The following is a 23,574-nucleotide window of genomic DNA, read 5'->3' on the forward strand; positions in this document are numbered from 1 at the left end:
GACAGCGTCGGAGGACTGGAGGAGGGCGAGTCACTGCATGCTGAATTGGTACTCCGCCGGAACATCTTGTCCTGGGCAGACCTGAGTCCACAGGTCCGAGATTGAGTTGACTCCTTCGCGGAGGTCGGCCACTTCCAGTCCTGCCGTGAGAATCGCGGCGGCGGCAGCGTCCTCCCCCAGTGCAGCGAGTGCCGTGGCTTCCAGGAACCGGACCCTGCCCAGCGATGCCAGAGATTCGGGTGCACGGCTGAGCACCTCCAGCGCCACAGCGGGCTCAGCGTTGTCCAGAGCCATAGCCATGGCCTCGACCAACAGTTCACGGCAGCTGGGATCTACGCCGCAAGCTGCCCGCAACTCGGCTAGTCCACCGGCCACATCCCCGGAGGCAATCAGCGCCAACCCCAAACCGCGGTGTGCCAATGAACGGCTTCGCGCGCTCAAATCAGCCCCGGCCACGAAGGTCCCTTCAAGGGCCGTTCGGTACAACGCCGCAACCACACTCTGATCCCCCGCCGACGTGGAAGCCCGCGCATGTACCATGACGGCGTGGTGGAACGCGCCCTCGGCGCTGGAATTCCGGCCAGCCGTGAGCAGATCTTCCCAATCCAAGCCACGCACAAAGGACTCAGCTCCCGCGAATGGCTGACTCGGCGCCTCCCCCGAAGACGCTTCAAAGGGCTTCTCCACAATTCCTTCGTTGGCGTTGAGCAACTCCAGCCATGGCGCCTGATCTGCGGTGAGCGTCTCAACCCCAAAGGGCGTGCCGGCCTCATCGATCCAGTCAGTGGTGGAATGGTGGCGACGGACCCGCTCCAAAGCACCCCAACCGTTGCCAGCCACCACCATTTCCGAAGGCGGCAGATCAGCCCAGCGTCCGGCGTCGGACAGGGCATTGGCAATACTGCGCTCAGAGACCAACGCTTCCACGCGCTGCGCGCCATGAGCCACGGCGGCGCCCCAGTCCCCTGCGGCGAGAGCCGGATCAAGGGCAGCGTTGCCGTACGCCTCGACCCACTGCCAACTGGCCCCGGCGGGCATGGGCACGTGCTCAAACTGGGTCTGGGCCAAGCCGGCCTGGATCTCCGCATAGCGCCGCGGCTCGCCAGAATCCGAGGGCGACAGCCACTCCTGCCACCGGTGGCCACCGGCACCTTCGCCCCAGACAAACAGCTTCCGGCCCCGCAGTTGCGCCGAAGAAATCAGGGCCAGCCCATCGCCGTCGGCATCGGCAGCTACCTCCCAGCGCCGCTCCTCAGGAGCAATATCGAAGAAGAAATCCGCCGCCTGGGAATTCCGAACAGGCCAGGTGGCATCGGCACCGTGGAAGTTGGTGGTGTCAACGCGCGTCATGGAACCGTCATAATCGGTCGCGTAGGCGTGCGTCGCCGGGGCAATCACGCGTGTGTCCGGCGACTGCGGAACGGCCGCATTGCTCCACCAATACATGGGCACGGTTTTGTCGTTGGGGTTGCGAATGCGCACGGCCACCAGGACCACGTTGGAGTCGGCCGGCAGCCATGCGTCGATCTGGAACACCACCTCGCGGAGCCTGTCGAACTCCCACATCCGCAGGATTTCCTGACCCTCCGGCGTGCGCACAATCGCCGTGTGCAGCGGCACGCACGTGGTGGGCGAATGCCCGCGCGTGCCAATGTTGTACTCAATCCCACCGGCGAACCAGGCATTGCGCAGGGCCAGATTCGCGAACTGAATCTTCTCCTGCGTGTGCAACAATTCCTTGCCCGTGGCCTTGTCCGTGAGCTCCCACAGACGCCCGCCCAGCTGCGGCAGGAAGGTGGCCTTCAGATGCTCATTTTCAAGCACGACGGCGGTCAGTTCCGTTGCGCGGGTCTCTCGCGAATAGCTCTCCTGCATGGGATAGGGGTAAATGTTGCTGACCTTGCCCCAGCGCACCCCCGCTGAGATCTCTTCGGGAATGCCTGCGCCCACGGTATAGGGCGGCTCCAGCAGCGGCTGCACCGAAGGCAGCGGCGAATCGGCGCCCAACTCTGCCAGCTCAAGGGTCCGGGTTGTGATTTTCAGGGTGGAGACGGCTGACATACGGAAGGTCCAATCACAGTCGAGGGGCACGCAAAAAGCAGGAGATCTCTATTGCTGTGAGCCTAGCGGATTTGGCCATCCACGTGCTTGCTAGTACCTACCTCGCGGCCCGATTTGCACTTGATTCCGTTTCGCCACCATGGTGATGACACTAGCCCGCCCAATTGCGGCGCTCAGGGCGGCCCCTGCTACCAGAGCCGCAGCACCCCAGTTCACCTCTCCCCCGTAGGAGAAATACACCCCACCCACCATGGCCGCGCCAACGCCGAGTGCGAATACCAGAACGTGCAGTTCCTGGTTCCGCACCCTCCGCAGCGGCCAAGAAATCAGCAGCGCAAGCGGCAACCCGATCAATACTGCGACGGGGAGGCCAACCATCATAGACGCGGCTAGGAATCCAAGGCCCAGCCCATTGGCTCCCTCCGTCACAAAGTTGGCGACGGTCAATCCCAAGCAGAAAACGAAGAACGTCACGAACCAGCCAATCAATACCGCCGGGACCCCATACTCCATTCTGAATCCGGCCACCTTTTCCTCACTCATGCCGATCCCCGGCAATGCTCGCAAGCGCACCGCTGAGTTCCGGATGCTTCCAGATGAAGCCTGCATCCCGGAGTTTCCGCGAGGCCACCCACCGACTCTTGAGCACCAGCTCGGTTTCGGTCCGAATCAACACCGCCCCCATCTTCAGCAGCCATGCCGGGGTGGGGACCCCGAACGGTGCCCGGTTTGCGCTGCGCACAGCCCGCATCAGCTCGGCATTCGTCACCACCACTGGAGACGCGATATTTACGGGTCCCGTGATCTCCCTGTGCTCGTGCAGAAACACCACGGCGCGGAACAAATCCTGGACATGAATCCAACTGAATATTTGCCCACCATCACCCATACGCCCACCCAGCCCCAGCCGCGCCAGATTGTTGAAGGGGCGCATCACGCCACCGCCAGGGCCCATGACGATGGAAATCCGAAGCGGGATCCGCCGCGTCGACGGAGTGTCCGCGGCAGCGAGCGTTTCCTCCCAGCCCCGCGCCACCTCGACGGAAAAACCGGAGCCACGTTCGCCGTCGTACTCATCTTGAGGCCTGTCCCGCGCATCACGATAGATGGTGCCGGTACTGGCGTTGAACCAATCGCGCGGCGGATTCACGCAGACCGCCATAGCCCGGCCCAGCTCGGCTGTGGTCTCGACCCGGGACCGCACGATCTCGGCCTTGTTGGCAGGGGTGTAGCGGCAGGAGACCGATTTTCCGGCGAGATTGAGCAGCAAGTCAGCGTTATCCAGCAGTGCGGTGATGGCGGCAGTGTCGCCCCACGCGGCGTCGGCGATTGAGCCGTTGCGGCCCACGGTTCGCACCTGCCACCCGGCAGCGGCAAACTGTTGGCGAAAATGAGCGCCAATGAACCCGGACGCCCCGGCGATGACAACGGTTTTCACGACTGAACCTTCGCCTTGAGCGCGAGCACTTCCTCGACCAACGGTTTGACCACCGGCAGGCGCGAGAATGCAACGAGCTTGGCGATCAGCGGCGCTGCTCCGTCGATCAGGGTGCGGGTGCGGCGCTGGCCTTCGGAGCGGTCGTACACCCAAAACAGCACCACACCCATGTACCCGAGCCACAGGAGTTCGGGCAGTTGGGCGCGGAGGAATGCCGGCACCTTGGCGCCCTCCACCACCTCACTGAAAATTCCGACGGCGGACTCCCGGACTTCCCGCGACGGCTCACCAAACGGGTTCAGTGGCGATTGCGGCGGAAGTGCGCTGCCAATCAACGCGCTGCCGAAGGAGTGATACGGCGTGAGTGCGTCAATGCCGGCATGCAGGGCGGCCTTGAGCCGGTCGGCTAAGCCGCTCGCATCGGCCAGCGCCAAGGTGGCGGCGGCCTGCTGCTCGGTGACGGATTCGCGGTAGAGCTCCAGGACCAGTTCATCTTTGGAGGCGTAGTAGTAATAGGTGCTACCCAGGGAGACTCCGGCGTCGGCAGCAATACCCCGCATGGTGGTTTTCGCGTAGCCCTTGGTGCGGAACATGGCCATGGCAGTTTCACGTACCAGCGCCTTGGTTTGCTCGCTCTTGCTGTCCATCGGTTGCGCGTCCATACCGAATCCCATCTTTTGAACGTGTTCAGTTCTGAGTAAAGCACCATTTTTGAACACGTTCAACTTTTGGAACTGCTGGAGGGCTAGCTGGGTTTCTCCGGATTCTCAATGCTCGTACCCAATGAGCCAATGCAGGCCGTGACGGTCAATAACCTGCCCGTCGCAGGCTCCCCATGGTTTTTCAGCCAGAGGATCCACAACAGTTCCGCCCACGGCCAGCTTGGCGAACCACTCCTCGAGCACGTCTGCGTCCGCGGTACCAAGCAGGGAGAGCATGGCCCCTTCCATCCGAACCGTTTGTTGTCCCGTGGCAGCATCCGACCCCGCCAAGGAGACCGGAGCCAGGAGCATTCCATGGGCTATCGCATGGCCGGGACCATCGGTGCGGCTGAATTCCTCATAAGTGTGCAGCACGAGCTCCCCACCAAAGATGTCGGCATAGAAAGTGAGCGCTTCACGCGCGGTGCCGGGAAAACTGAGATAGATCACGGGGGCTGGTGCGGTGTGTGTCATGGCGCAATCGTAATCAAACCGTCGTCGCTGGCGCTACAGCCATAACGAACATCCCCGGGACGGAACGGTTCGACTCCCCGACCCGGCGTCGATACATTGGTTACTGCAATCCATTTCGGGATTGGAATCTGAGGGGACAGATTGACTGTGAATTCAAACACGAGCGGCATGACCCGCGTGAACACCAGAGCCGTGCCATTACTCATCGTGGCCCCGGCCTGCGCACTGATCCTGGCCGTGGTTCTCTACTTAATTCTCAGTCCCCTGATCCCCAGCCAGATTGCCCGGCATGTGGGACCCGACGGCGTTGGCTACAGCTCGACGGTTCTCATCATGGCTGTCATCTTCGCCGCCTCCATTCTCCCATTCCTTATTGGCTGGGCCCTGGCCCGCGGGTTCTTCCGGGACGGTCACTGGTTTCCCACCCAGAAAGCCGTGGTGGTCTGCTTCGTGTCACTGGGCTACGGCGTGATTGGGGTGGCGCTGGGAACAATACTCAGCACCGTGGACTTGGACCCGACTGAGGTCTCCAGCAATTCTGTGGCCATGGGCATGTTAGGTTTCCTGCTGTTATTCACCGCAGCAGCCTGCACCTACGCGGCTCTGCTCCCCCGCGCAGGGCATGAGCCCCTCCCCCGCGAATACTGACAACACCGCGCCTACGGCGTACGACTGCCAAAAAGGTCCGGAGCCCGCTTTCTGATCCCGGAATCTTGAGTTCTAGGGATCATTTGGCGGGACCGGGATCATTTCTGCAGGCGCCAAGCTACGCGATCTTTTTCCGGTAGGCCACCATGGCAAAAATGTACGCGACCACCAGGATGCCAACACACCAGGTGAGCGCCCGCCAAATATCCCCACCCACGGGCAATTGCGCCAGCATGTTCCGGACCGTGTTGACGATCGAGGTCACCGGCTGGTTTTCGGCAAACCAGCGCACCGGGCCCGGCATGGTATCGGTGGGCACAAACGCCGAGCTGATAAATGGCAGGAAAATGATGGGATAGGCGAAGGCGCTCGCCCCGTCCGCCGATTTAGCCGTAAGCCCCGGAATCACGGCGATCCAGGTCAATGCCAGCGTCAACAGCAGCAGAATTCCGGCCACGGCCAGCCACGTCAAGAGCCCAGCACCCGAGCGGAATCCCATAACAAGGGCAACAAGCACGACGACGGCCACGGAAACCAGGTTGGCGACAAGCGAGGTCACCACATGTGCCCACAACACCGAAGACCGGGCAATGGGCATGGACTGGAACCGCTCAAAGATGCCGCTCTGCATATCCAGGAACAGCCGGAATGCCGTGTAGGAGATGCCGGAGGCTATGGTGATGACCAAGATGCCCGGCAGCAGGTAGCTCACATAGGATCCTGCGCCCGCGTGGATCGCACCGCCCAAGACGTAAACGAAGAGCAGCAGAAACGCGATCGGCATGATGGTGGTCGTGATGATGGTGTCCATGCTGCGCGTGATGTGCCGCAGGGACCGGCCCAACAGGACGGTGGTGTCGGAAAAGAAATGCTTGCTCATGGTGGATCCTCAGTCCGATGTGGCGACGCCGCGCCCGGCGGCACTGCTGCCGTTGTTCCCGGCACCGCTCCCGCCAACAAGAGCGAAGAAGACGTCCTCGAGGGTGGGCTGTTTTTCCACGTATTCAACCTTGGCCGGAGGCAGCAGCGCCTTCAGTTCGGCCAGTGTGCCGTTGACGATAATCCGTCCCTCGTGCAGGATCGCGATGCGATCGGCAAGATGTTCGGCCTCGTCAAGGGTCTGCGTGGTGAGCAGTACAGTGGTGCCGTGGCCAGCAAGTTCCTGCACCGCAGCCCACACCTCAAGGCGCGCCTGGGGGTCGAGCCCGCTGGTTGGCTCGTCGAGGAAGATGACGGGCGGGTTTCCGATCAGGCTCATGGAGATGTCCAGCCGGCGCCGCATGCCTCCGGAGTAGGTAGACACTTTCCGGGAGCCCACCTCGGTCAGCGCGAACCGCTCCAGGAGGCCGTCAGCCACAACACCTGGGTCCGCCACATGCCGCAGCTTGGCTACCAGCACAAGGTTTTCCCGCCCTGTCAGAATTTCATCGACGGCGGCGAACTGCCCGGTCAGGCTGATCGATTCCCGCACCTTGCCGGACTGGGAGGCGACGTCGAATCCATTGACGGCGGCAGCCCCGGCGTCGTGCTTCAAGAGCGTGGAAAGGACCTTCACGATAGTGGTTTTACCGGCCCCGTTGGACCCCAAGAGGGCGAAGATGCTGCCGCGGGCCACCTCGAAATCCACGCCCCGCAGCACGTGCACATTCTTAAATGACTTCTCCAGACCCTGCACCGAGATGGCCAGGGATTGGGGCGTAAACGCACTCATGGCGGGCTCCGCTAGGCTTCTGTGATGCCGTCAATGGTATCGATCAGGCGCTGGCGTTCCTTGCTGATCCACTGCCCTTCGGCGTAATTCGCCAGGAACGCCTCCACGAATTCAACGGGGTCCGCGCCGATCAGGTCGCGGATCGGGGTGCCGTCCGCCGCCGCCTGTTCGAAAAGATCGCCGAGGTCCTGGAACATCGTCACCAAAACATCGCCCTTATTAATGGCGCCAAAGTACGTCAGGTACCGCTCGATCGCCTCGACCGCCGTGCGATACGGCCCCGGCAGTGCTTGCATGCGCGCCTTATTGGCCTTGTATTGCTTCTTTTGCTCGAGCGATCCAGTGACCGTCTCGATCCATTTTGCAGCCATTATTGCCATCCTCCACGACGGAGTTTCTCCAGCCTCTCGGCCACGAAGCCCCACGTTCTCCAGAATTCTTCAAGTTGTTCCCGGCCCTGCGGATTCAGCGAATACACCTTCCGCGGCGGGCCCTTTTCGGAGGGGACCTTGACGACGTCGACCGTCCCGTTGCGCTCGATCCTCACCAACAGCGCGTACACAGTGCCTTCAGCAATGTCATCAAAGCCTTGAGCCCGCAGTTGCGCGGTGATTTCGTAGCCATAGGCGGGCTGCGTGGCCAGAATAGCCAGAACAATGCCCTCCAGAGTGCCCTTGAGCATCTCCGTCATTTGCTTCCCCACGGCACACTCCCCTCAGCTACTTAGCACTACTAGTTACAAGTACATAGTAGCGCTAAGTAGTAGAGGTGGGAAGGGGCGAGCTAGAACAAGAACCGCACCAAAAACGCTAGGTACACCACGATCTCGGCGCCGCTCGAAATGGTGCCCTCACCTCGCGTCGGCAATTCGAAACCGCAGATAAATCGATTCGCATCGTCCAGCTGATTCGAGTCGCCACATATGGCCTGTTCCGAGGCCGCGAACGGGCCATATGTGGCGACTCGAATTCGGTAACTCGGGAAATTAGGGCCGGAACAGCTCAGCTTCAGACAATAATCGCCGCAGCAACCACTACGGGTTCGTCCTGACCATCCCATCGGGCAGTTAGCGCGGGTCCGGACTGGCGAGCACCCGAGGTGTCTAGCTCGCGCAGCACGGCGAAGTTGATTGACCCAGCTGGAATAGTGGTGACTCCTGCAGCAGTTCGCGGGGCCTCGAAGCGCAACTCCGGCAGAGCGGCGTCGTGCGTTCCTGCACTGCTCACGGAGACGGTGACAGGAAGGGCCTCGAACGAATCTCCCACCACCAACTGCTCCGGCGCTTGCGGCTTCCCCAAGACTATGGCGGCGGCAAGCTCGTGGAGATAAACCGGATCGGCCGTGGCATCATAGACCCACCGCGTGCCAAGAACCGAGTGGTCTATGGTGGTCACCAGGAAATCCTCAGCACCCTCCAACGGGGCGCCACGATAGGTCAACGGCACCTGATACGTCGCACCATCGACGGCGAGAACGTGAGTTTCGATTCCCACCTCACCGGCGGGATCGTCGAAGCGAAACGCTCCGAGTCGCACCAATGTGGACGCTTCGCCGCGGAACCACGGCTGCGACGGCAGCCATTTCTCAAGGAGTTCGGACTTGGATGGGCTCAACTGCGCGTCATAAATAATGGCCATGCGCCCCAGTCTAGGCCTCGCGGTGAGGCGCCCGATTGCGCGACATGAGGGCGGTGAATCTGTCGGTGCACCTGCACAGGCTCCAGGACGCTGGTTACATCATCCAAGAAAAGACCATCCAGGGCCGCACCCCGGTCACCTACCTCGGCATTACTGCGCGTGGGCGGGCAGCGTTTCTGGAGTACCGGCAGAACCTGCTCGAGCTCCTCGCCCAGTAACGTCTGAAGTACGACGACGGGAGGTCACCTTCTTCGCGAAGGTGACCTCCCGTCGTCGTACTGGGTGGGATAGCGATCCCGAAAAGGGAACCAATGGTGGGATAGCGTTTCGGAAAAACGCACCAAAGGTGGGATAGCGTCGCTGAGGGGCTGAGGCTAGATGTCCAGGTGGGTGGGGCCGAACATCTTCAGGAGCACGTCGACCACCACTACGTTGGGGCCGTCGGCTGCAAAGGCCGCCTTGAGCGCGTCCCCCACATCCTCCGGCTTGACCCGTTGAGCCGGCACGCCGAAGGCTTCGGCCAGCTTCACGAAGTCCGGCCGGGCCAGCTCGGTGTGGGTAGCCTTGCCGAAGGTGTCGATCATGTATTCGCGCAGGATCCCGTAGCCACCGTCGTCCACAATCAGCCAGGTGACAGGCGCGTTGTGCTGACGAGCCGTGGCCAATTCCGAGATGGAGTACATGGCGGAACCATCGCCGGCCACCGCCAAAACCCGCGGCGACTTACCCTGACTCTGCAGGCCCAGCGCCGCTCCGAGCGCCGCCGGGAAACCATAGCCCAGCCCGCCAGCACCCTGGGCCGAATGGAACTCGCCGTCCTTGGAATCCCAGCAACTCCATCCCCAATAAGCGGAGATGGTCATGTCCCAAAAGGTTTGCATATCGGCAGGGACGGCGTCGCGGATATCGGCCATGAATTTCCGTTCGAGGCCCAAATCCTGGCTGTCCAAGCGCGCCTGAACTTTCGCAAGAGTTTCCGCCACCACGGCCTGCGGTGTGGCGCCGTGCCAATCGGCATCGTCCCGCAACGATGCGTCCAGAGCGTCATCGAGAGCGCTCAGTGCTTGTCCGGCGTCGGCCCGGATACCCAGCGCGGGGCGGTTGGATTCCAGTACGCGCGGTTCTGCGTCGATCTGGATGATGCGCCCGCGCGGCTCCATGGTGAAGTAATTGCTAGAGACCTCCCCCAGCGAGGAGCCGATGACCACCAGCACATCAGCGTCTTCAAGGACCTCGGTGACGTAGCGGTCCTCCATCCACGACTGCAAGGAAAGTTCATGGTTCCAAGGGAACGCCCCGTTGCCACCGGGTGTGCAGACCACGGGTGCGTTGAGCTTCTCGGCGATGGAGAGCAACTGCTTTTCAGCGTGTCCGCGGCGGGTGCCACCACCGGCCACAATCGCCGGGCGCTTGGCGGCCGTCAACCACTTCACGGCCTCCCTGACAAGCTCGACGCGCGGCGGGTTGTCGAACGGTTCGGCCAGCGCATCCTCGACTGCGGGCACGAAGATGGGATCCAGCAGCACGTTTTGTGGCACTTCAATCCAGACCGGGCCCTGCGGAGAAGACACGGCTTCGGTCCACGCATCCTGGATGGCCGACGGAATTCCGGAGGCATGCTGGATGAGTCGCTGGCTCTTGGTGACGTTGGCTGCGGAGGCTTTTTGGTCATCGAGCTGGTGCAACATGCCCTTGCGTCGGGCTCCCAAACCCTCCAACGGAATCTGGCTAGCCACCACAATCATGGGTACACCGGTGGCGTAGGCTTCCTGCAATCCGGCCAACGCAGTAAGTGCGCCGGGGCCCGTGGACAAGAACAGCACCCCCACTTCACCGGTGGCACGGGAGTAGCCGTCGGCGGCAAACGCCGAATTGTTCTCCACTCTGGAGGACACAAAGTGCAGGGACGATCGGCTGAGCGCATCGAAGAGGCCCAAGGCGTGCTGGCCGGGTATACCAAAAACGGTCTTGGCACCCAGTGCGGTCAGGGTCTCTACGACGAGGTCGCCACCGTTGCGCTGGGCTTCCGGTGCTTGGGCTTCCATGGTCTGGGCCTCTGCGGCCTGAACCTCCGTGGCGTGGTTTTTCATGTTCAATCCGTTCGTCACTTGGTTTCCCCCTTAGTGGCTGCCGTGGGCGCGAAACCGGCGGGCCGGCGTCGTGCTTCCGCGTCAAGGGCCTGCGCGGCGTAACCGTTCGGGGTGCCAAAGCGGTCACCTTCCACATGATTGTCAGCCATCAACGTGACGAGTTCGAAGCCCACGTGGCTGGCGGCGATGCCGGTGATTTCCGCATGATCATAAGCCGGGGCGACCTCCACAATGTCGGCGCCGACCAGGTTCATGCCGCGGAATCCACGAATGATCTCGATCAGTTCGCGGCTGGTGATGCCGCCGGCCTCGGGCGTGCCGGTGCCAGGTGCGTGCGCGGGGTCCAGGACGTCAATGTCGACGGAGATGTAGAGCGGGCGCTTGCCGATGCGGTCACGAATCTTGGCCACGGTTTCCAGCACCCCCTGGTGGTAGACGTCTGCTGCGGTGACGATGCCAAATCCGAAGCGGTGATCGTCGTCGAGGTCCTTCTTGCCGTAGAGCGGACCGCGGGTGCCGACATGGGAGATGGCCTCGGTGTCCAGGATCCCTTCTTCGACAGCTCGGCGGAAAGGGGTGCCGTGTGTGTATTCGGCACCGAAGTAGGTGTCCCAAGTGTCCAGGTGCGCGTCAAAGTGCAACATGGCCACAGGCTCGCCGGCACGTTCGGCAGCAGCTCGCAACAGAGGCAGCGAGATGGTGTGGTCGCCACCGATGGTCAGGAGTTTGGCGCCGTCAGCCGTTAGATCGAGGGCGTTTTGCTGGATGGTTTCAATGGCTTCGTTGATATTGAAGGGGTTCACGGCCATGTCACCGGCATCGGCGACCTGGCAGTTTTCAAAGGGCGAAACGTCCCACGCCGGGTTGTAAGGGCGTAGCAGGCGTGAGGCCTCGCGGACGTGATTGGCGCCGAAGCGGGCGCCGGGCCGGTAGGAGACCCCGCTATCGAAAGGCACGCCAACAACGGCCACATCAGCCTTTGCCACTTGATCTAGGCGCGGCAAGCGTGCGTAGGTTGCAGCACCGGCATAGCGCGGAATTTGGGAGGAATCGATCGGGCCAAGATTCCCATTGGCCTCGATGCGGAGCTCTTTCATGGACGTCCTCGTTTCGTGTGGCATTTTCTCAGGCGGGTCCCGCACAGTAGACGTGCGTCACACCCAAACAATTGTTCACCATCGTACAACCGATGTTCACTAATGGGAACCAGAAGTTTCATAAAGGATACTTTTTATGCTCGACGCCGGACCCGTTACCCAGGTGCCCACCCCGCCGTGCGCTTCCCGTGCGCTCCCGTGCGCTCCCGTTCAAGAAAGCCGTCGATAATGCCCCTCGCCGCCGCACTATCGACGGCGCTGGTCACTAAGGCGGCACGGACTACTCCGCCGGAAGAATCCCGTGACACAAAAACCAGGCCGTAAAGATTTCGTCAAGACAGGGGTCTGCGAGCCCAACCCGGTGCTAGTCTCCATAAGCCGCCAATGGACGGCCACGACACGGAAGGCCCCTTCGTGACATCGCTCGCCAAAGCACCCGACGAACCCGGCACGTATGCAAAGCCGCGGGGAAAGGCTGCCCTGCGCCTCTGGCTACTGGAGGGTTTGCCTGAGAGTTCCGGCAAACGTCAAGGTCCCCATGGCCGGCCCGCTGAGAATCATCATCCGGCTTCCTGGTGGCGGGTCATGTGCCTCACGGGTCTGGATTACTTCTCAACACTGGGTTACCAGCCGGCCATCGCCGCCCTAGCCGCAGGAGTTCTGGCACCGCTGGCCACGATCGTTCTGGTCCTTGTCACCTTGCTCGGAGCACTCCCCGTCTACAAACGCGTTGCCCGGGAAAGCCCCCACGGCGCCGGTTCCATCGCCATGCTCGAACGCCTCCTGCCACGCTGGTGGGGCAAACTCTTCGTTCTGGCGTTGTTGGGCTTTGCCGCCACGGACTTCATGATCACCATTACGCTTTCCGGCGCCGACGCCACCGCTCACATTATTGAAAACCCGTTTGCACCCCACTTCCTGCAGGGCCACAACGTCGGCATCACGCTGATCCTGGTCGCCGGCCTGGCCGCCATCTTCCTGCGCGGATTCAAGGAAGCCATGAGCATCGCCGTGGTTCTGGTGGCCGTTTTCCTCGCCATGAACTTGATCGTGATCTCGGTGGCACTGGCAAAAGTGACGCAAAGCCCCCTCCTCACCGCCGACTGGTGGGGAGCCCTCACCACCCAACACGGCAGCCCGTTCATGATCGTGGCCGTGGCACTGCTCGTCTTCCCCCGGCTCGCACTAGGCCTTTCCGGCTTCGAAACCGGGGTGGCCGTCATGCCGCAAATCAAGGGCCGCCCCACCGATACCGAGGAGAATCCCGAGGGCCGCATCAAGGGCGCTCACAAGCTACTGACGACGGCGGCGCTCATCATGAGCTCCTTCCTCATCACCTCCTCGCTCGCCACCACCATCTTGATCCCGGCCCACGAATTCCAGCCCGGCGGCGCCGCCAACGGCCGCGCACTAGCCTTCCTGGCCCACGATCTCCTCGGCGAAGGCTTCGGCACCGCCTACGACATCAGCACCATCGCCATCCTCTGGTTCGCTGGCGCCAGCGCCATGGCCGGACTCCTGAACCTGGTCCCCCGCTACCTGCCGCGCTTTGGCATGGCCCCCGAATGGGCGGCAGCCGTCCGTCCGCTGGTATTGGTATTCACCGCCGTCGCCGTTCTGATCACCATCATTTTCAAGGCCGACGTCGTTGCTCAAGGAGGTGCCTATGCCACCGGTGTGCTGGTGCTCATCACCTCTGCCGCTGTCGCGGTCACCCTGTCTGCCAAACGCAAGGGTGAGAAAAAGAAGGCGATTGGCTTCGGCATGATCTCGGTGGCCTTCATTTACACCACGGTGGCGAACTCCATTGAACGGCCCGACGGTCTCAAGATTGCGGCCCTGTTTATCTTGGGGATTGTGCTGGTCAGCCTGCTTTCTCGCATGCGCCGGGCGTTCGAGCTGCGTGCCACGTCGATTCACATGGATGAGGCGGCCACTGCTTTTGTGACCTCCGTAAAATCGGACACCATCCGGATCGTTTCCCACGACCCAAAGACCAAGAATGCCGCAGCTTATCGACGCAAACTGGCCCACGCGGCCTATGTCAACGCGATGGGAAATCTGCAGGATGTCTTGTTCCTGGAAGTTATTGTGGATGATTCCTCGGATTTTGAAACCGACTTGGAAGTCCGAGGTATCAACCGGCACGGCTTCAAGATCCTGCAGGTTCATGCCACCAACGTGCCCAACACTGTTGCCGCCGTGCTGCTGCACATTCGTGATGTCACAGGACTCATTCCGCACATTTACTTCCGCTGGAACGAGGGCAATCCCATCACCAATTTGCTGAAATTCTTGTTCATTGGAGAAGGCGAAATTGCACCCGTCACGCGTGAAGTGCTCCGTGAAGCGGAGCCGGATCTCATGCAGCGCCCCTGGGTCCACGTCGGCTAGTCTCGCTGGTCTACGCGCCGAGGTCGGCTAAACGCGCAGGCACGCGACACTGCGCCCCACGAAACCCCGTGAGCGCAGCGACGCCAACGCGAAAACACGTCACCAGCGGTTGTGCACATCCTCCGCCCATCCCAGGATGCCGGCCACCGTGATACGGTTCCCGTCGCTGTCGGCGATCTCGCCGTCGTAGTGGCCAAAGCACTGGTGGGTGTTATTGCCCAGAACACCTAAGTTGATCGCTGAGACTTTGTCGTAAAACGGCGTGAACACCAGATCCGCTGTAGCGCCGTGAATGTGCCACGGGGCCGGAAAATCGGTGGTGCTGTAATCCCAGATCAGGTTCTCGCTGATCTTGTGCAACCGTCCGTCCACCAGCAGCGAGTTCTCGGTGGCGCCGGTGCCATCGGTCCATTTGGATCCGAGCTGAATGCCAATGGTTCGCCCGTCCGTGACGCCGGACCCGGCACCCCAATTCCAGTGCATCGAATACGGCCAGCGGCCGTGACGCAATGATGTCCAGACGCACCCGGGGTGTGGAAGCACGTAACCGCGTCCCGCAGGGGACCTCGGCAATGTCGATCTGCAGCTTGGAAGTCTTGGCCCGCGCGGACCCATCCCCCAGCGACGCCGGCAACCTGGCGCTCCCACCCAAAACACCCGTCACATTCGTGCCCACAGATTCACCGGTGACCCGATTCAGCACCCACAGTTCATGCACGGCGGCATAGTCCAGCGAAGACACCGTCATAGCCACAATGTGCGTGGGCGAGGTGATGGCCCAGTACTCCCAGCGCTTGTTCCGCCTCCACCGCTGCCGTCCGCGACCAATCCCGGAGGTGTCGTGCAGCGGCGTGCGCGTCCACCCCACGGCGGCCGGATTGAGCCTGCCATTGGGCAAGGTCAAAGCGACCCGGGACGTAATTTCGTGTTCAACCAGCATGCCCGCGCTCATCGTGTTCCTTAGGTTTAGAGTCACGTGAAAGTGGGTGGCAGCATTCAGAACCAACGTCGAGGTGACGGCCTGCATCACGTGATCCGGCAGCTCGGTCACGCGCCTGTCATAGCTGAGAAGGCCGTTGAGCTCATCTTCCACATCTGAGAGTTGGGTAAAGACGACGGCGGCGGGCCCTATTCGATGCGGCACCCACCAAAACTGTGGCCAGGGTAGCCACCACGGCGCTGGAGGAAACCAACAAGGCGAGCACTGCGGGGTTGGTGCTGATGGTGTTGTAGACAAACACGTTGAGGTACATGTTTTCCACGGTCCAGGCGAGCTGCCCGGCGAAGCCTACAACGATCAGGGACAGCCAGGTGCGGGCACCGAGAAGCGGCTCACTGCGCTGCTGCGAAAGTCTCGGCGCAATCTCGGACAATGTTGACCCCTGACGTGAAGTCCTCGTATGTGAAGTGGCTCACACATACTTTACCGTCGGGTAACCAAGCCGCAAGCATCCCGCCCTCACTGGCGCGGTTAGCCGGCGTCGTTAGCCGGCCCCCGTTAGCTGGGCCCGTTAACTTCCGCCGTTAGCTGGCCCCGGACCCCGAGGCCGCTGGCACCAGAATCCACAGCGCTTCCACCGGATACGGTGTGCGGTTTTCCCAACTGTGCGGCTCACGGCCAGGGAAGGAGAGCGTATCCCCAGCTTTCAGGTCATACGATTCCTGCGTCATAATGAGCGTCAGTTCCCCGCTGATGATGTGCAGGACATCCACGTCACAGTCCACGGCGTACAGTTCGGATTCCCCACGGCCAAAGGGTTCAATGGTGGCCCCGAGGACCTGCAACCGCCGTTCTGAACGCGATGTCAAGAGCCGCTCCACGATCCCTTCGCCGCCCAAAGAGATTCGCGGGCCTTCGCCCCTACGGGTCAAGTGCGTCTCCGGAGCGGCAAACAAATCCCCAATGGAGATCGAAAGCACCTGACACATAGTGACGAGGGAGGCAACACTGGGTGAGGTGAGGTCGCGTTCAACTCGGCTCAAGAAGCCCTTAGTTAGGCCCGTAGCCTCAGCCACTTGCTCAATGGTCAGGCGCTGATCCTGACGGGCAGCACGGATGCGCGAGCCAATGGCAACCGGCCCAAAACTGGGCTCTAGGGCTAAGGCTTTCATGACGGCTCCTCTATTGCTATTGCGTATTGCTAGTGAGATCCAAGGACTTCTAGCGGCACATTGACTGTAACCACGATCACAGTTTATCCTAATAGACAACAAATGTTGCTCAATAGGCAATATTGGCTAGGTCGGACCCTAGCTACTCTATTTCTCGGCCAGCTCCGCTAGTTCAGCGAGCGCGGCTGGATCCCATAACTTTCGCACACTGGAGCACACCATGGACTTAAACATTGCCATAGTCGTCTTATATTTGGTGGCCATGCTGGCCTTTGGCTGGTGGGGAAAATCTCGGACCAAGAACAATAGCGACTACCTCGTCGCCGGCCGCCGTCTAGGCCCCTTCCTCTACACGGGGACCATGGCTGCTGTGGTCCTCGGCGGCGCCTCCACCGTTGGTGGCGTTGGGCTGGGGTATAAGTTCGGAATTTCCGGCATGTGGCTGGTGGTCGCGATCGGTGTCGGCGTGCTGCTACTGAGCCTGTTGTTCGCTCCGACCTTGCAGAAGCTCAAGATCTACACGGTCTCGCAAATGTTGAGCCTGCGCTACGGCGCCGAGGCAACCAAAATGTCCGGCATTGTCATGCTGGCTTACACCATCATGATCTCGGCAACCTCCACCGGCGCCTACGCCACCATCTTCATGGTGCTGTTTGGCCTGGACCGTTGGTTGGCCATTGCCATCGGTGGTGTCATTGTGCTGATTTACTCGACCATTGGCGGCATGTGGTCCATCACGCTCGCCGATCAGGTGCAGTTCGTCATCAAGACCGTGGGCATCTTCTTGCTCATGCTGCCCTTCACCTGGAACGCAGCCGGTGGCCTGGCCGGCATCAAGGAACGCGTTGACGCCAGCTTCTTCCAGTGGGATGGCATCGGCGTACAGACCATCATCACCTACTTTGTGGTTTACACCTTGGGCTTGCTCATCGGTCAGGACATTTGGCAGCGCGTCTTCACCGCCCGCGATCCGCAGGTGGCCCGGTGGGGCGGCGCCACAGCCGGCATCTACTGCATCCTGTACGGCGTTGCCGGTGCCATGATCGGCATGGCCGCCTTTGTGGCACTGCCAGACATCGATGTTGCAGGCCTAGGCAAGGACGTTGTCTACGCCGAGGTCGCCACCTACCTGCTGCCCATGGGCATCGGCGGCATTGTCATGGCCGCCGCCGTAGCCGCCATGATGTCCACCGCGTCCGGCGCCCTGATTGCCGCCGCCACGGTGGCCCGCAAAGACGTTGTCCCCTTCGTTGCCAGCTGGTTCGGCAAAACCATCGATGCCTCCGACACCACCAACCCCGAGCACGACGTCCGCGCCAACCGCTGGTACGTACTGATCCTGGGTGTCATGGTGATCGTCATCTCCATCGTGGTCAACGATGTGGTCTTCGCCCTCACCATCGCTTACGACATCCTGGTTGGCGGCCTGCTCGTGGCCATCATCGGCGGTCTGGTCTGGAAGCGCGGCACGGGCCTCGGCGCCGCCTGGTCCATGGCCGTAGGTTGCGCACTGACCCTGGTCATGTTGGTTCTGTACGCCACCTCAATCATCCCCAGCGCCGACGGCATCTACGCCAACGAGCCCATCTACTTCGGCCTCATCGCCTCGCTGCTGGTCTACGTTGTCATCTCCCTGTTGACCCCGGCAACCCCCGCGCACATCCGCAAGGGCTGGGACGACCGCCTCGCCGCGGCCGTCACGGACTCCAACCCGGATGAAGACGCTGCCACCTTGGTGAAGTAACTCGTGAAGTAACCTTCGCAGAAGTACGACGGCGGATGGTGACGTAATTTATTACGTCACCATCCGCCGTCGGCCGTTAAAACAGTAGTGTAGAGGACAGCTTCAAGAGATGCGGCGCCAAGCTCCGACTGGCCGCACGCCAACCCCATGCTTCACGGGTGGTTCGGATGAGGAAGCGGCCCGCGGAAACCTCCGTTGGGCAAGAGCAAGCAAAGGTCATCGCCATGTCTTCGAGCACCCCTGTCACGCCCCGTCAGCGCCAAAATGTTGGGCAGTCCGCCCCCGCAGCACGGACTGCGGCGGGTCCCGCCGTGGGGAACCTGCCCGCAAAATCCACCGGAATTCCGGTGCTGCCTTCGGTAGATGTGAGCCGCGGCGCCGTTTCGTTTCAAACCCCGAACGGCTTCCACGACTATCAGACGCAGGAGCCGCAACAGCTTGCCACAGCCCTGACCCAGGCGGTTCGCCCGGCCCGCTGGATTCCAGAGCTGGGCACCTTGGTCATCACTGTGGCGCAGAGCGGTGTGCGGGCCGGACGCAACGTGGGTTTCCGGCTCTCCGCTTTCTAGAGCCGTTCACTAGCGCGCCGCTGGGTGGGCTGCTGGGTGTGCTGCTGTACTGCATTGTCTGCCTCGGCCTGCGCGGTTCCCACCAGTTGCGCCAGCAGCACCAGCGCTTCTCGCCCTTCTCGCCCTTCTCGCCCTTCTCGCGCCGACGATCCAGCGACAGCCGTGTGCGTCGCAGCCGTGTGCGTTACGAAGGTTTGATCGGGGTGTTCCACCGATCTGAGGGTCTGTTGGGTCAGCGCAAGTTTCCCGATGAGCGGGTGCGCTAGTTCGTACACCGCAGTCGCGCACGGTTGGACTCTGTGGTCGGCCCAAAGAGAAACGAACTCTGGGCTGGCTACGGCCAAGGAACCCACCAGTTGAGCGAGTAGCGGATCCTCGGGGTACTTGCCAGCGATGAGCCGCAAATTGCCCACCACAGCACGGCTTTTGGATGGCCAGTCCAGATACAGGGCGCGCGTTTCGGTGTCCAGGAAGACCATGGATGCCATGTTCGGTCGTGCTGCAGGCGATAGTGGCGCGGCTATATCTAGATGTGGTGCGAGCAGCGCGTGGCCCAAGGAATTCCAGGCGAGGACGTCACTGCGCCGGCCCAGAATGAGCACTGGTACGTCACCGACAGCCGCCAGCAGTTCCAGCAGAGCCGGGTCGGCATCCTCTGTCGGCGGTTTAGGGGTTCCCGGGCGGCGCTTAGGGCTTGTCCCTAGCCGAATCAAGTGGGCCCGTTCGGCGCTGTTGAGCTGCAGTGCGGTGGCTAGAGCATCCAGAACCTGGTGTGAGGCATTGCGTGAGCGCCCCTGTTCCAGCCTTGTGTAATAGGAAGAACTGACTCCAGCCAGCATTGCCAACTCCTCACGGCGCAGCCCGGCCACACGGCGTCAGTCGCCATACAGCGTGAGACCGGCTTGTTTCGGGGTAATGCGTTCACGTCGTGCCTGCAGAAAAGCACTCAGATCACCATTGTCCAGAGATGTCATGCCCCTAGTCTGCTGCCTTTCACCCAATGCTGCCTACCCCTGTCAGTGGTAGGCAAAAGCGGGAGTGCCACGATTCCTCGCTGGAACGAATACTGGATTCCAGGGCTGGAAGAACACAGCCCGCCGGGGCTTACCTTCACGTTGCCCGAGTACTTCACGTAGCCATCGAATGAAACCACCGAGCGAAAGCACAGATCATCATGACAATTTCCACCATTGAAACCACCCCCGTCCTCACCATCGGAGACGTCACCGTGACCCGCGTCGTTGAAAGCGTCGGCAGCATTGGCATGACGCCTGAGCAATTCTTCCCCGGCACGGATCCCGCGGCTTGGACAGGCGGCGCCGACCAGTTGCGGCCCCACTTCCTTGAATCCGACGGCGACACCGTCTTGAGCAGCACGGCCCGCGTCGCCATGCAGACCTGGGTTCTGCGCAGTGGCGGAAAAGTGATCCTCATTGACACGTGCGTCGGCAACGACAAGGACCGACCCGACGTGCCCAGCTGGTCGCAATTGCAGACCGAATTCCTGGGCCGGCTCGCCGCGGCGGGCATCGCACCGCAGGACGTGGACGTCGTGGTAAATACCCACCTGCATGCCGACCACGTTGGCTGGAACACCAGGCTCGTGGACGGGGTCTGGGTGCCGACGTTCCCTAACGCGGAGTACCTGCTGCCGGCCAAGGATCTCGATTTTTGGAATCCTGCCAGCGGCAATTCCACCATCATGGGCGAGGGCGCGCACACCGTCTGGGCAGATAGCATTATGCCCGTGTTCGACGCCGGTCAGGCCACAGCATGGAGCGGTCAGCATCGCATCGATAAGGCGTTGACTCTGGAAGCCGCGCCGGGCCACACTCCGGGCGCATCGATCGTGCGGCTCTCCTCGGACGGCGAGGAAGTGCTATTCGTCGGCGACACCCTGCACAGTCCGGCCCAGGTCCACGACGTCCATACCTCCAGCTGCTTCGACGAGGACCCGGCCACGGCAAATGCCACCCGGGAACGGATCTTCACCGAGGCCGCAGAGAAGGGACTGACCATGTTTCCCGCACACTTTGGTGGCCACGGCGGCTTCAAGGTCAGCAAATCAGACAGCGGTTCAGGACCATTGTTCACAGTCAGTGAGTGGGCACCGCTCGTGGCGATCTAGACCCACGAGCACAGCAATCTAAGCCCCACCGGCACAGCAATGCCGGCACAGCAATGCGCCGGGCGGCTGGGGAAGACCGCCAGGCGCATTGCTGCGGGTGCTTATTCAATGGCGTCTATTCAAGGTGGCTATCCTTTTAGTGGACCTTGGTCTGCACGTCATAGTCTGGACAGGCATTTCGACGTTGCGTATGGACTTGAGAGCTTGGACGGCCGGGAACGCACGGGTGTCGGCCCGGATCGGCACCACGTTCGCAAAAAGGACGGCGCTTGCGGGAAAAGACGGCATTAGACGGCCGTCTTTTCCCGCAAGCGCCGTCCGATGTGGAGCTGCCCCACCATTATGTGGAGGTGCCCACATGATGAGGCGGGCCACAGCTCATCACCCCGGGTCCACTAAATGGATAGCCATCTTATTCAATGGCGTCTATTCAATCGCGGCGATCACCGCGCCCTGGGCCACCTCGTCCCCTTCGGCAACCCGAAGCCGGACGGTGCCGGGGACGGGTGCGTAAATCTCGGCGTCGACCTTGTCAATGGAGACCTCGGCGAGCAGGTGCTTTTCCGCCACCTGCTCGCCGTCTTCCACATACCAGGTGGACACGACGCCGGGCTCGCTGGCGTCCCCGGTCATCTTCGGGAAGAGAATTTCAGTCATTCGGCAACCGCCTTTCGCACCGCGGCCTCTATGCGTGTGGCCGTTGGCAACACAGCATATTCCAGTTCCTGGGCGTACGGAATGGGCGTATCCGGCATGCACACCCGGCTGAAGTGTGTCAGCAAGGTGGGGCTGTGCTCGGTGATGGTGGCAGCGATCTCCCCGGAGAGGCCGAACGATTGGTAATCCTCATCCACCACAATGACTTTTCCGGTCTTGGCGGCGGTGGCGATGATGGCCTCACGGTCCAGCGGAACCAGCGAGCGCAGGTCCAGGACCTCAACGCTGATGCCTTCCTCCGCCAACTTTTCAGCGACGTCCAGGCTGTGATGCACCGAGAGTGACAGCGTCACAATGCTCACGTCCGTGCCCTCACGAACAACCTTGGCCTTGCCCAGCGGAACCTCGTAATCTTCCTCGGGCACGGCGCCGATGGAGCGCTTGTTCTTCGACATCCAGGCCAAGCCCATGACGCCCTTGTGGAACATGTACACCACGGGATCATCGGAGCGGATGGCCGCGGTCATGAGCCCCTTGGCGTCATACGGGTTCGACGGGATCACCACCTTCATCCCGGGCAGGTGGGCGAAGGTGCCCCACAGCGCCTGGGAGTGTTGGGCGCCGTCGGAATAGCCGCCGCCCACGGCTGTCATGAGCACCATGGGGACGCGGACATTGCCGCCGGATTCGTAATGGATCTTGGCCATGTGGTTGTAGATCTGGTCCATGCAGACACCGAAGAAGTCCACGAACATCAGCTCCACAATGGGCCGCATACCTTCCACGGCCGCCCCGATGCCCAGCCCAATGAAGGCCGACTCCGAGATGGGTGTGTCAATGATCCGCTCCGGCCCGAACTTCTCCAGCAAGCCCGTTGTGGAGGAGAAGATGCCGCCGTAGGCACCTACATCCTCACCTAGGACAAACACGGCCGGATCCTGCTCCATCGCCGAACCGATGGCCTCCTGCAACGCCTTGGCCGTGTTGAGGCGGCGAGTCCCTGCGGGAGGTTCCAGCGGCAGCGCCTTGAGTGCCGCCGTCGTATTTTCCGTTGTTGCACTCATGATGAGGCTCCTTCCACAAAGACGTACTTGAGTGCCTCGGCCGGGTTGGGCGTTGGCGAGTTTTTGGCATGCTCGACGGCGTCCTCCACCTGCGTGCGCGCGTCGTCTTCCATCGTGGCGATGTCAGCGTCGGTGAGCACACCGGCGTCGAGCAGTTTCCGGCTGTAGACAGGGATGGGGTCGTCGTCGGAAACGGTGGCCAAGTCCGGCCGGTAGCCTTGGGCGTCGCCCTCGAAGTGGCCCCACAGGCGCAGGGTGTGCACCTCGATCAGGCTGGGTCCCTCCCCTGCCCGGGCCCGCGCCACTGCCTCGGCGGCCGCGGCGTACACGCCTTCCACGTCATTGCCCTCGACCCGCACGCCAGGAATCCCGTACCCGGCTGCGCGGACTGCGTTGGAGGGAACCGACGTTGAGTCACTGCGGGGAACGGAAATGCCCCAGTCGTTGTCCTCGATGACAAAGATGACGGGCAGTTTCCACAGCGCGGCCAGGTTCAGTGACTCGTGGAAGGCGCCGGCGTTGGCCGCGCCCTCACCGGCCACGGCGACGGCGACGTTGTTGGTGCCAGCGTTGCGGAACGCGAACGCCTGGCCCAGCGCCGGCGGAAAGCCCTCCGCGACAATGCCCGAACAAGAGAAATGAATTGATGGATCAAACAGGTGCATGTGCCCGCCGCGTCCTCGGCCCAGCCCGGATTCGCGGCCGAAGATCTCACCGGTCAGCGAACGCAGGTTCATCCCTTTGGCTATGGCCAGGTGGTGCGGACGGTGAGCTGCCGTGAGTGCGTCACCTTGTTCAAGGTGGGCGCACAGACCGGCCGCCACAGGCTCCTGCCCGGCGGCCAGGTGCATTTCGCCCGGAATCAGACCCTTGCCGATGTCGAATCCCGGCCCCTTGTCCGCGTGGTATTCGCGCAGGATGGCCTCTTCGAAGGTTCTGATCAGTATCATTTGGCGCAGCAGCCCGCGCTGCTGCTCTGCGCTGAGCGCCGTTGCGGCCTCAGTTGCTTCGGTGGTCATAGCGACTCCTTTGTCCAGCCCTAGTGTCCG

At 61.9% G+C, this 23,574-nt stretch carries 25 protein-coding genes, 1 pseudogene and 1 riboswitch; of the genes and pseudogenes, 6 read left to right on the forward strand and 20 right to left on the reverse strand.

Going from position 1 to position 23,574, the window contains the following annotated elements; translation table 11 throughout:
- Positions 1-30: 30 nt before the first annotated feature.
- The 5 genes from AB0P14_RS02710 to AB0P14_RS02730 form a co-directional block, all read right to left on the reverse strand.
- Positions 31-2,061 (reverse strand): DUF5107 domain-containing protein, encoded by a 2,031-nt coding sequence (locus AB0P14_RS02710; RefSeq protein WP_363837373.1) that lies wholly within the window; start codon positions 2,059-2,061, stop codon positions 31-33.
- 90 nt (positions 2,062-2,151) lie between these two features.
- On the reverse strand, positions 2,152-2,604 hold the full coding sequence (locus AB0P14_RS02715) for a hypothetical protein (protein WP_363837376.1): 453 nt from the start codon (positions 2,602-2,604) through the stop codon (positions 2,152-2,154).
- Positions 2,597-3,499 carry a TIGR01777 family oxidoreductase gene (locus tag AB0P14_RS02720; RefSeq protein WP_363837379.1) on the reverse strand — a complete coding sequence of 301 codons (903 nt, stop codon included), beginning with the start codon at positions 3,497-3,499 and terminating at the stop codon, positions 2,597-2,599. The genes AB0P14_RS02715 and AB0P14_RS02720 overlap by 8 nt, the downstream gene beginning before the upstream one ends.
- A complete protein-coding gene (locus AB0P14_RS02725) occupies positions 3,496-4,161 on the reverse strand; it encodes a TetR family transcriptional regulator (protein WP_363837382.1) in 666 nt (221 codons plus the stop codon). The genes AB0P14_RS02720 and AB0P14_RS02725 overlap by 4 nt, the downstream gene beginning before the upstream one ends.
- A 105-nt stretch (positions 4,162-4,266) precedes the next feature.
- Positions 4,267-4,674, reverse strand: coding sequence for a VOC family protein (locus AB0P14_RS02730; RefSeq protein WP_363837385.1), 408 nt, complete (start codon positions 4,672-4,674; stop codon positions 4,267-4,269).
- A gap of 141 nt (positions 4,675-4,815) precedes the next feature.
- Here AB0P14_RS02730 and AB0P14_RS02735 point away from each other — a divergent pair, with 141 nt between their 5' ends.
- Positions 4,816-5,322, forward strand: coding sequence for a hypothetical protein (locus AB0P14_RS02735; RefSeq protein ID WP_363837387.1), 507 nt, complete (start codon positions 4,816-4,818; stop codon positions 5,320-5,322).
- Between the two features lie 118 nt (positions 5,323-5,440).
- Here AB0P14_RS02735 and AB0P14_RS02740 read toward each other — a convergent pair whose 3' ends face one another.
- The 5 genes from AB0P14_RS02740 to AB0P14_RS02760 form a co-directional block, all read right to left on the reverse strand.
- Positions 5,441-6,202, reverse strand: a complete 762-nt coding sequence (locus AB0P14_RS02740; RefSeq protein ID WP_363837390.1) for an ABC transporter permease — start codon at positions 6,200-6,202, stop codon at positions 5,441-5,443.
- A gap of 9 nt (positions 6,203-6,211) precedes the next feature.
- A complete protein-coding gene (locus AB0P14_RS02745; protein ID WP_363837393.1) occupies positions 6,212-7,033 on the reverse strand; it encodes an ATP-binding cassette domain-containing protein in 822 nt (273 codons plus the stop codon).
- A gap of 11 nt (positions 7,034-7,044) precedes the next feature.
- Positions 7,045-7,404, reverse strand: a complete 360-nt coding sequence (locus AB0P14_RS02750; RefSeq protein WP_363837396.1) for a DUF1048 domain-containing protein — start codon at positions 7,402-7,404, stop codon at positions 7,045-7,047.
- A complete protein-coding gene (locus tag AB0P14_RS02755; RefSeq protein WP_363837399.1) occupies positions 7,404-7,736 on the reverse strand; it encodes a PadR family transcriptional regulator in 333 nt (110 codons plus the stop codon). Before AB0P14_RS02755 ends, AB0P14_RS02750 begins: the two co-directional genes overlap by 1 nt.
- 304 nt (positions 7,737-8,040) lie before the next feature.
- Positions 8,041-8,670: a hypothetical protein gene (locus AB0P14_RS02760; protein ID WP_363837401.1), complete on the reverse strand. Its 630-nt coding sequence runs from the start codon at positions 8,668-8,670 to the stop codon at positions 8,041-8,043.
- Positions 8,671-8,714: 44 nt separating this feature from the next.
- Between AB0P14_RS02760 and AB0P14_RS02765 the strand changes: the two genes are divergently transcribed.
- Positions 8,715-8,888: a transcriptional regulator gene (locus AB0P14_RS02765; protein WP_363837404.1), complete on the forward strand. Its 174-nt coding sequence runs from the start codon at positions 8,715-8,717 to the stop codon at positions 8,886-8,888.
- Positions 8,889-9,044: 156 nt separating this feature from the next.
- Here the strand turns inward: AB0P14_RS02765 and AB0P14_RS02770 are convergent, their stop codons facing one another.
- Positions 9,045-10,715 carry a thiamine pyrophosphate-binding protein gene (locus AB0P14_RS02770; RefSeq protein WP_363838156.1) on the reverse strand — a complete coding sequence of 557 codons (1,671 nt, stop codon included), beginning with the start codon at positions 10,713-10,715 and terminating at the stop codon, positions 9,045-9,047.
- A gap of 59 nt (positions 10,716-10,774) precedes the next feature.
- Positions 10,775-11,857 carry an agmatinase gene (gene speB / locus AB0P14_RS02775; protein WP_363837406.1) on the reverse strand — a complete coding sequence of 361 codons (1,083 nt, stop codon included), beginning with the start codon at positions 11,855-11,857 and terminating at the stop codon, positions 10,775-10,777.
- A gap of 414 nt (positions 11,858-12,271) precedes the next feature.
- Between speB and AB0P14_RS02780 the strand changes: the two genes are divergently transcribed.
- Positions 12,272-14,251: an amino acid transporter gene (locus AB0P14_RS02780; protein ID WP_363837409.1), complete on the forward strand. Its 1,980-nt coding sequence runs from the start codon at positions 12,272-12,274 to the stop codon at positions 14,249-14,251.
- A 99-nt stretch (positions 14,252-14,350) separates the two neighbouring features.
- On the opposite strand, the gene AB0P14_RS02785 is transcribed toward AB0P14_RS02780, so the two are convergent.
- The 4 genes and pseudogenes from AB0P14_RS02785 to AB0P14_RS02800 all read right to left on the reverse strand — a co-directional run bounded on the left by AB0P14_RS02785 (position 14,351) and on the right by AB0P14_RS02800 (position 16,363).
- Positions 14,351-14,734: a DUF2804 family protein gene (locus tag AB0P14_RS02785; protein WP_363837412.1), complete on the reverse strand. Its 384-nt coding sequence runs from the start codon at positions 14,732-14,734 to the stop codon at positions 14,351-14,353.
- A 103-nt stretch (positions 14,735-14,837) separates the two neighbouring features.
- Positions 14,838-15,278 (reverse strand): annotated as a pseudogene (locus AB0P14_RS02790) (DUF2804 family protein); the annotation flags it as partial.
- Positions 15,279-15,333: 55 nt separating this feature from the next.
- On the reverse strand, positions 15,334-15,624 hold the full coding sequence (locus AB0P14_RS02795) for a hypothetical protein (protein WP_363837415.1): 291 nt from the start codon (positions 15,622-15,624) through the stop codon (positions 15,334-15,336).
- A gap of 151 nt (positions 15,625-15,775) precedes the next feature.
- A complete protein-coding gene (locus AB0P14_RS02800; RefSeq protein ID WP_363837418.1) occupies positions 15,776-16,363 on the reverse strand; it encodes a helix-turn-helix domain-containing protein in 588 nt (195 codons plus the stop codon).
- Between the two features lie 220 nt (positions 16,364-16,583).
- Here AB0P14_RS02800 and AB0P14_RS02805 point away from each other — a divergent pair, with 220 nt between their 5' ends.
- Positions 16,584-18,107, forward strand: coding sequence for a sodium:solute symporter (locus AB0P14_RS02805; RefSeq protein WP_363837421.1), 1,524 nt, complete (start codon positions 16,584-16,586; stop codon positions 18,105-18,107).
- 100 nt (positions 18,108-18,207) lie between these two features.
- Positions 18,208-18,319, forward strand: a riboswitch (SAM riboswitch).
- A gap of 12 nt (positions 18,320-18,331) precedes the next feature.
- Positions 18,332-18,676: a hypothetical protein gene (locus tag AB0P14_RS02810; protein ID WP_363837423.1), complete on the forward strand. Its 345-nt coding sequence runs from the start codon at positions 18,332-18,334 to the stop codon at positions 18,674-18,676.
- Here the strand turns inward: AB0P14_RS02810 and AB0P14_RS02815 are convergent.
- Complete coding sequence (locus AB0P14_RS02815) at positions 18,673-19,545, reverse strand: helix-turn-helix transcriptional regulator (RefSeq protein WP_363837425.1); 873 nt, start codon at positions 19,543-19,545, stop codon at positions 18,673-18,675. The genes AB0P14_RS02810 and AB0P14_RS02815 overlap by 4 nt on opposite strands.
- 305 nt (positions 19,546-19,850) lie before the next feature.
- Here AB0P14_RS02815 and AB0P14_RS02820 point away from each other — a divergent pair, with 305 nt between their 5' ends.
- Positions 19,851-20,804 carry an MBL fold metallo-hydrolase gene (locus AB0P14_RS02820; protein ID WP_363837427.1) on the forward strand — a complete coding sequence of 318 codons (954 nt, stop codon included), beginning with the start codon at positions 19,851-19,853 and terminating at the stop codon, positions 20,802-20,804.
- 426 nt (positions 20,805-21,230) lie between these two features.
- Here the strand turns inward: AB0P14_RS02820 and AB0P14_RS02825 are convergent, their stop codons facing one another.
- From AB0P14_RS02825 to AB0P14_RS02835, 3 genes are read right to left on the reverse strand one after another with little or no spacing between them, the layout of a single operon-like run.
- Positions 21,231-21,461, reverse strand: a complete 231-nt coding sequence (locus AB0P14_RS02825; RefSeq protein ID WP_363837430.1) for a lipoyl domain-containing protein — start codon at positions 21,459-21,461, stop codon at positions 21,231-21,233.
- Positions 21,458-22,525 (reverse strand): alpha-ketoacid dehydrogenase subunit beta, encoded by a 1,068-nt coding sequence (locus AB0P14_RS02830; protein WP_363837433.1) that lies wholly within the window; start codon positions 22,523-22,525, stop codon positions 21,458-21,460. The genes AB0P14_RS02825 and AB0P14_RS02830 overlap by 4 nt, the downstream gene beginning before the upstream one ends.
- On the reverse strand, positions 22,522-23,544 hold the full coding sequence (locus AB0P14_RS02835) for a thiamine pyrophosphate-dependent dehydrogenase E1 component subunit alpha (protein ID WP_363837436.1): 1,023 nt from the start codon (positions 23,542-23,544) through the stop codon (positions 22,522-22,524). The genes AB0P14_RS02830 and AB0P14_RS02835 overlap by 4 nt, the downstream gene beginning before the upstream one ends.
- Positions 23,545-23,574: the final 30 nt, after the last annotated feature.

This window comes from Specibacter sp. NPDC078709 (assembly GCF_040686795.1).
GTDB lineage: Bacteria > Actinomycetota > Actinomycetes > Actinomycetales > Micrococcaceae > Specibacter.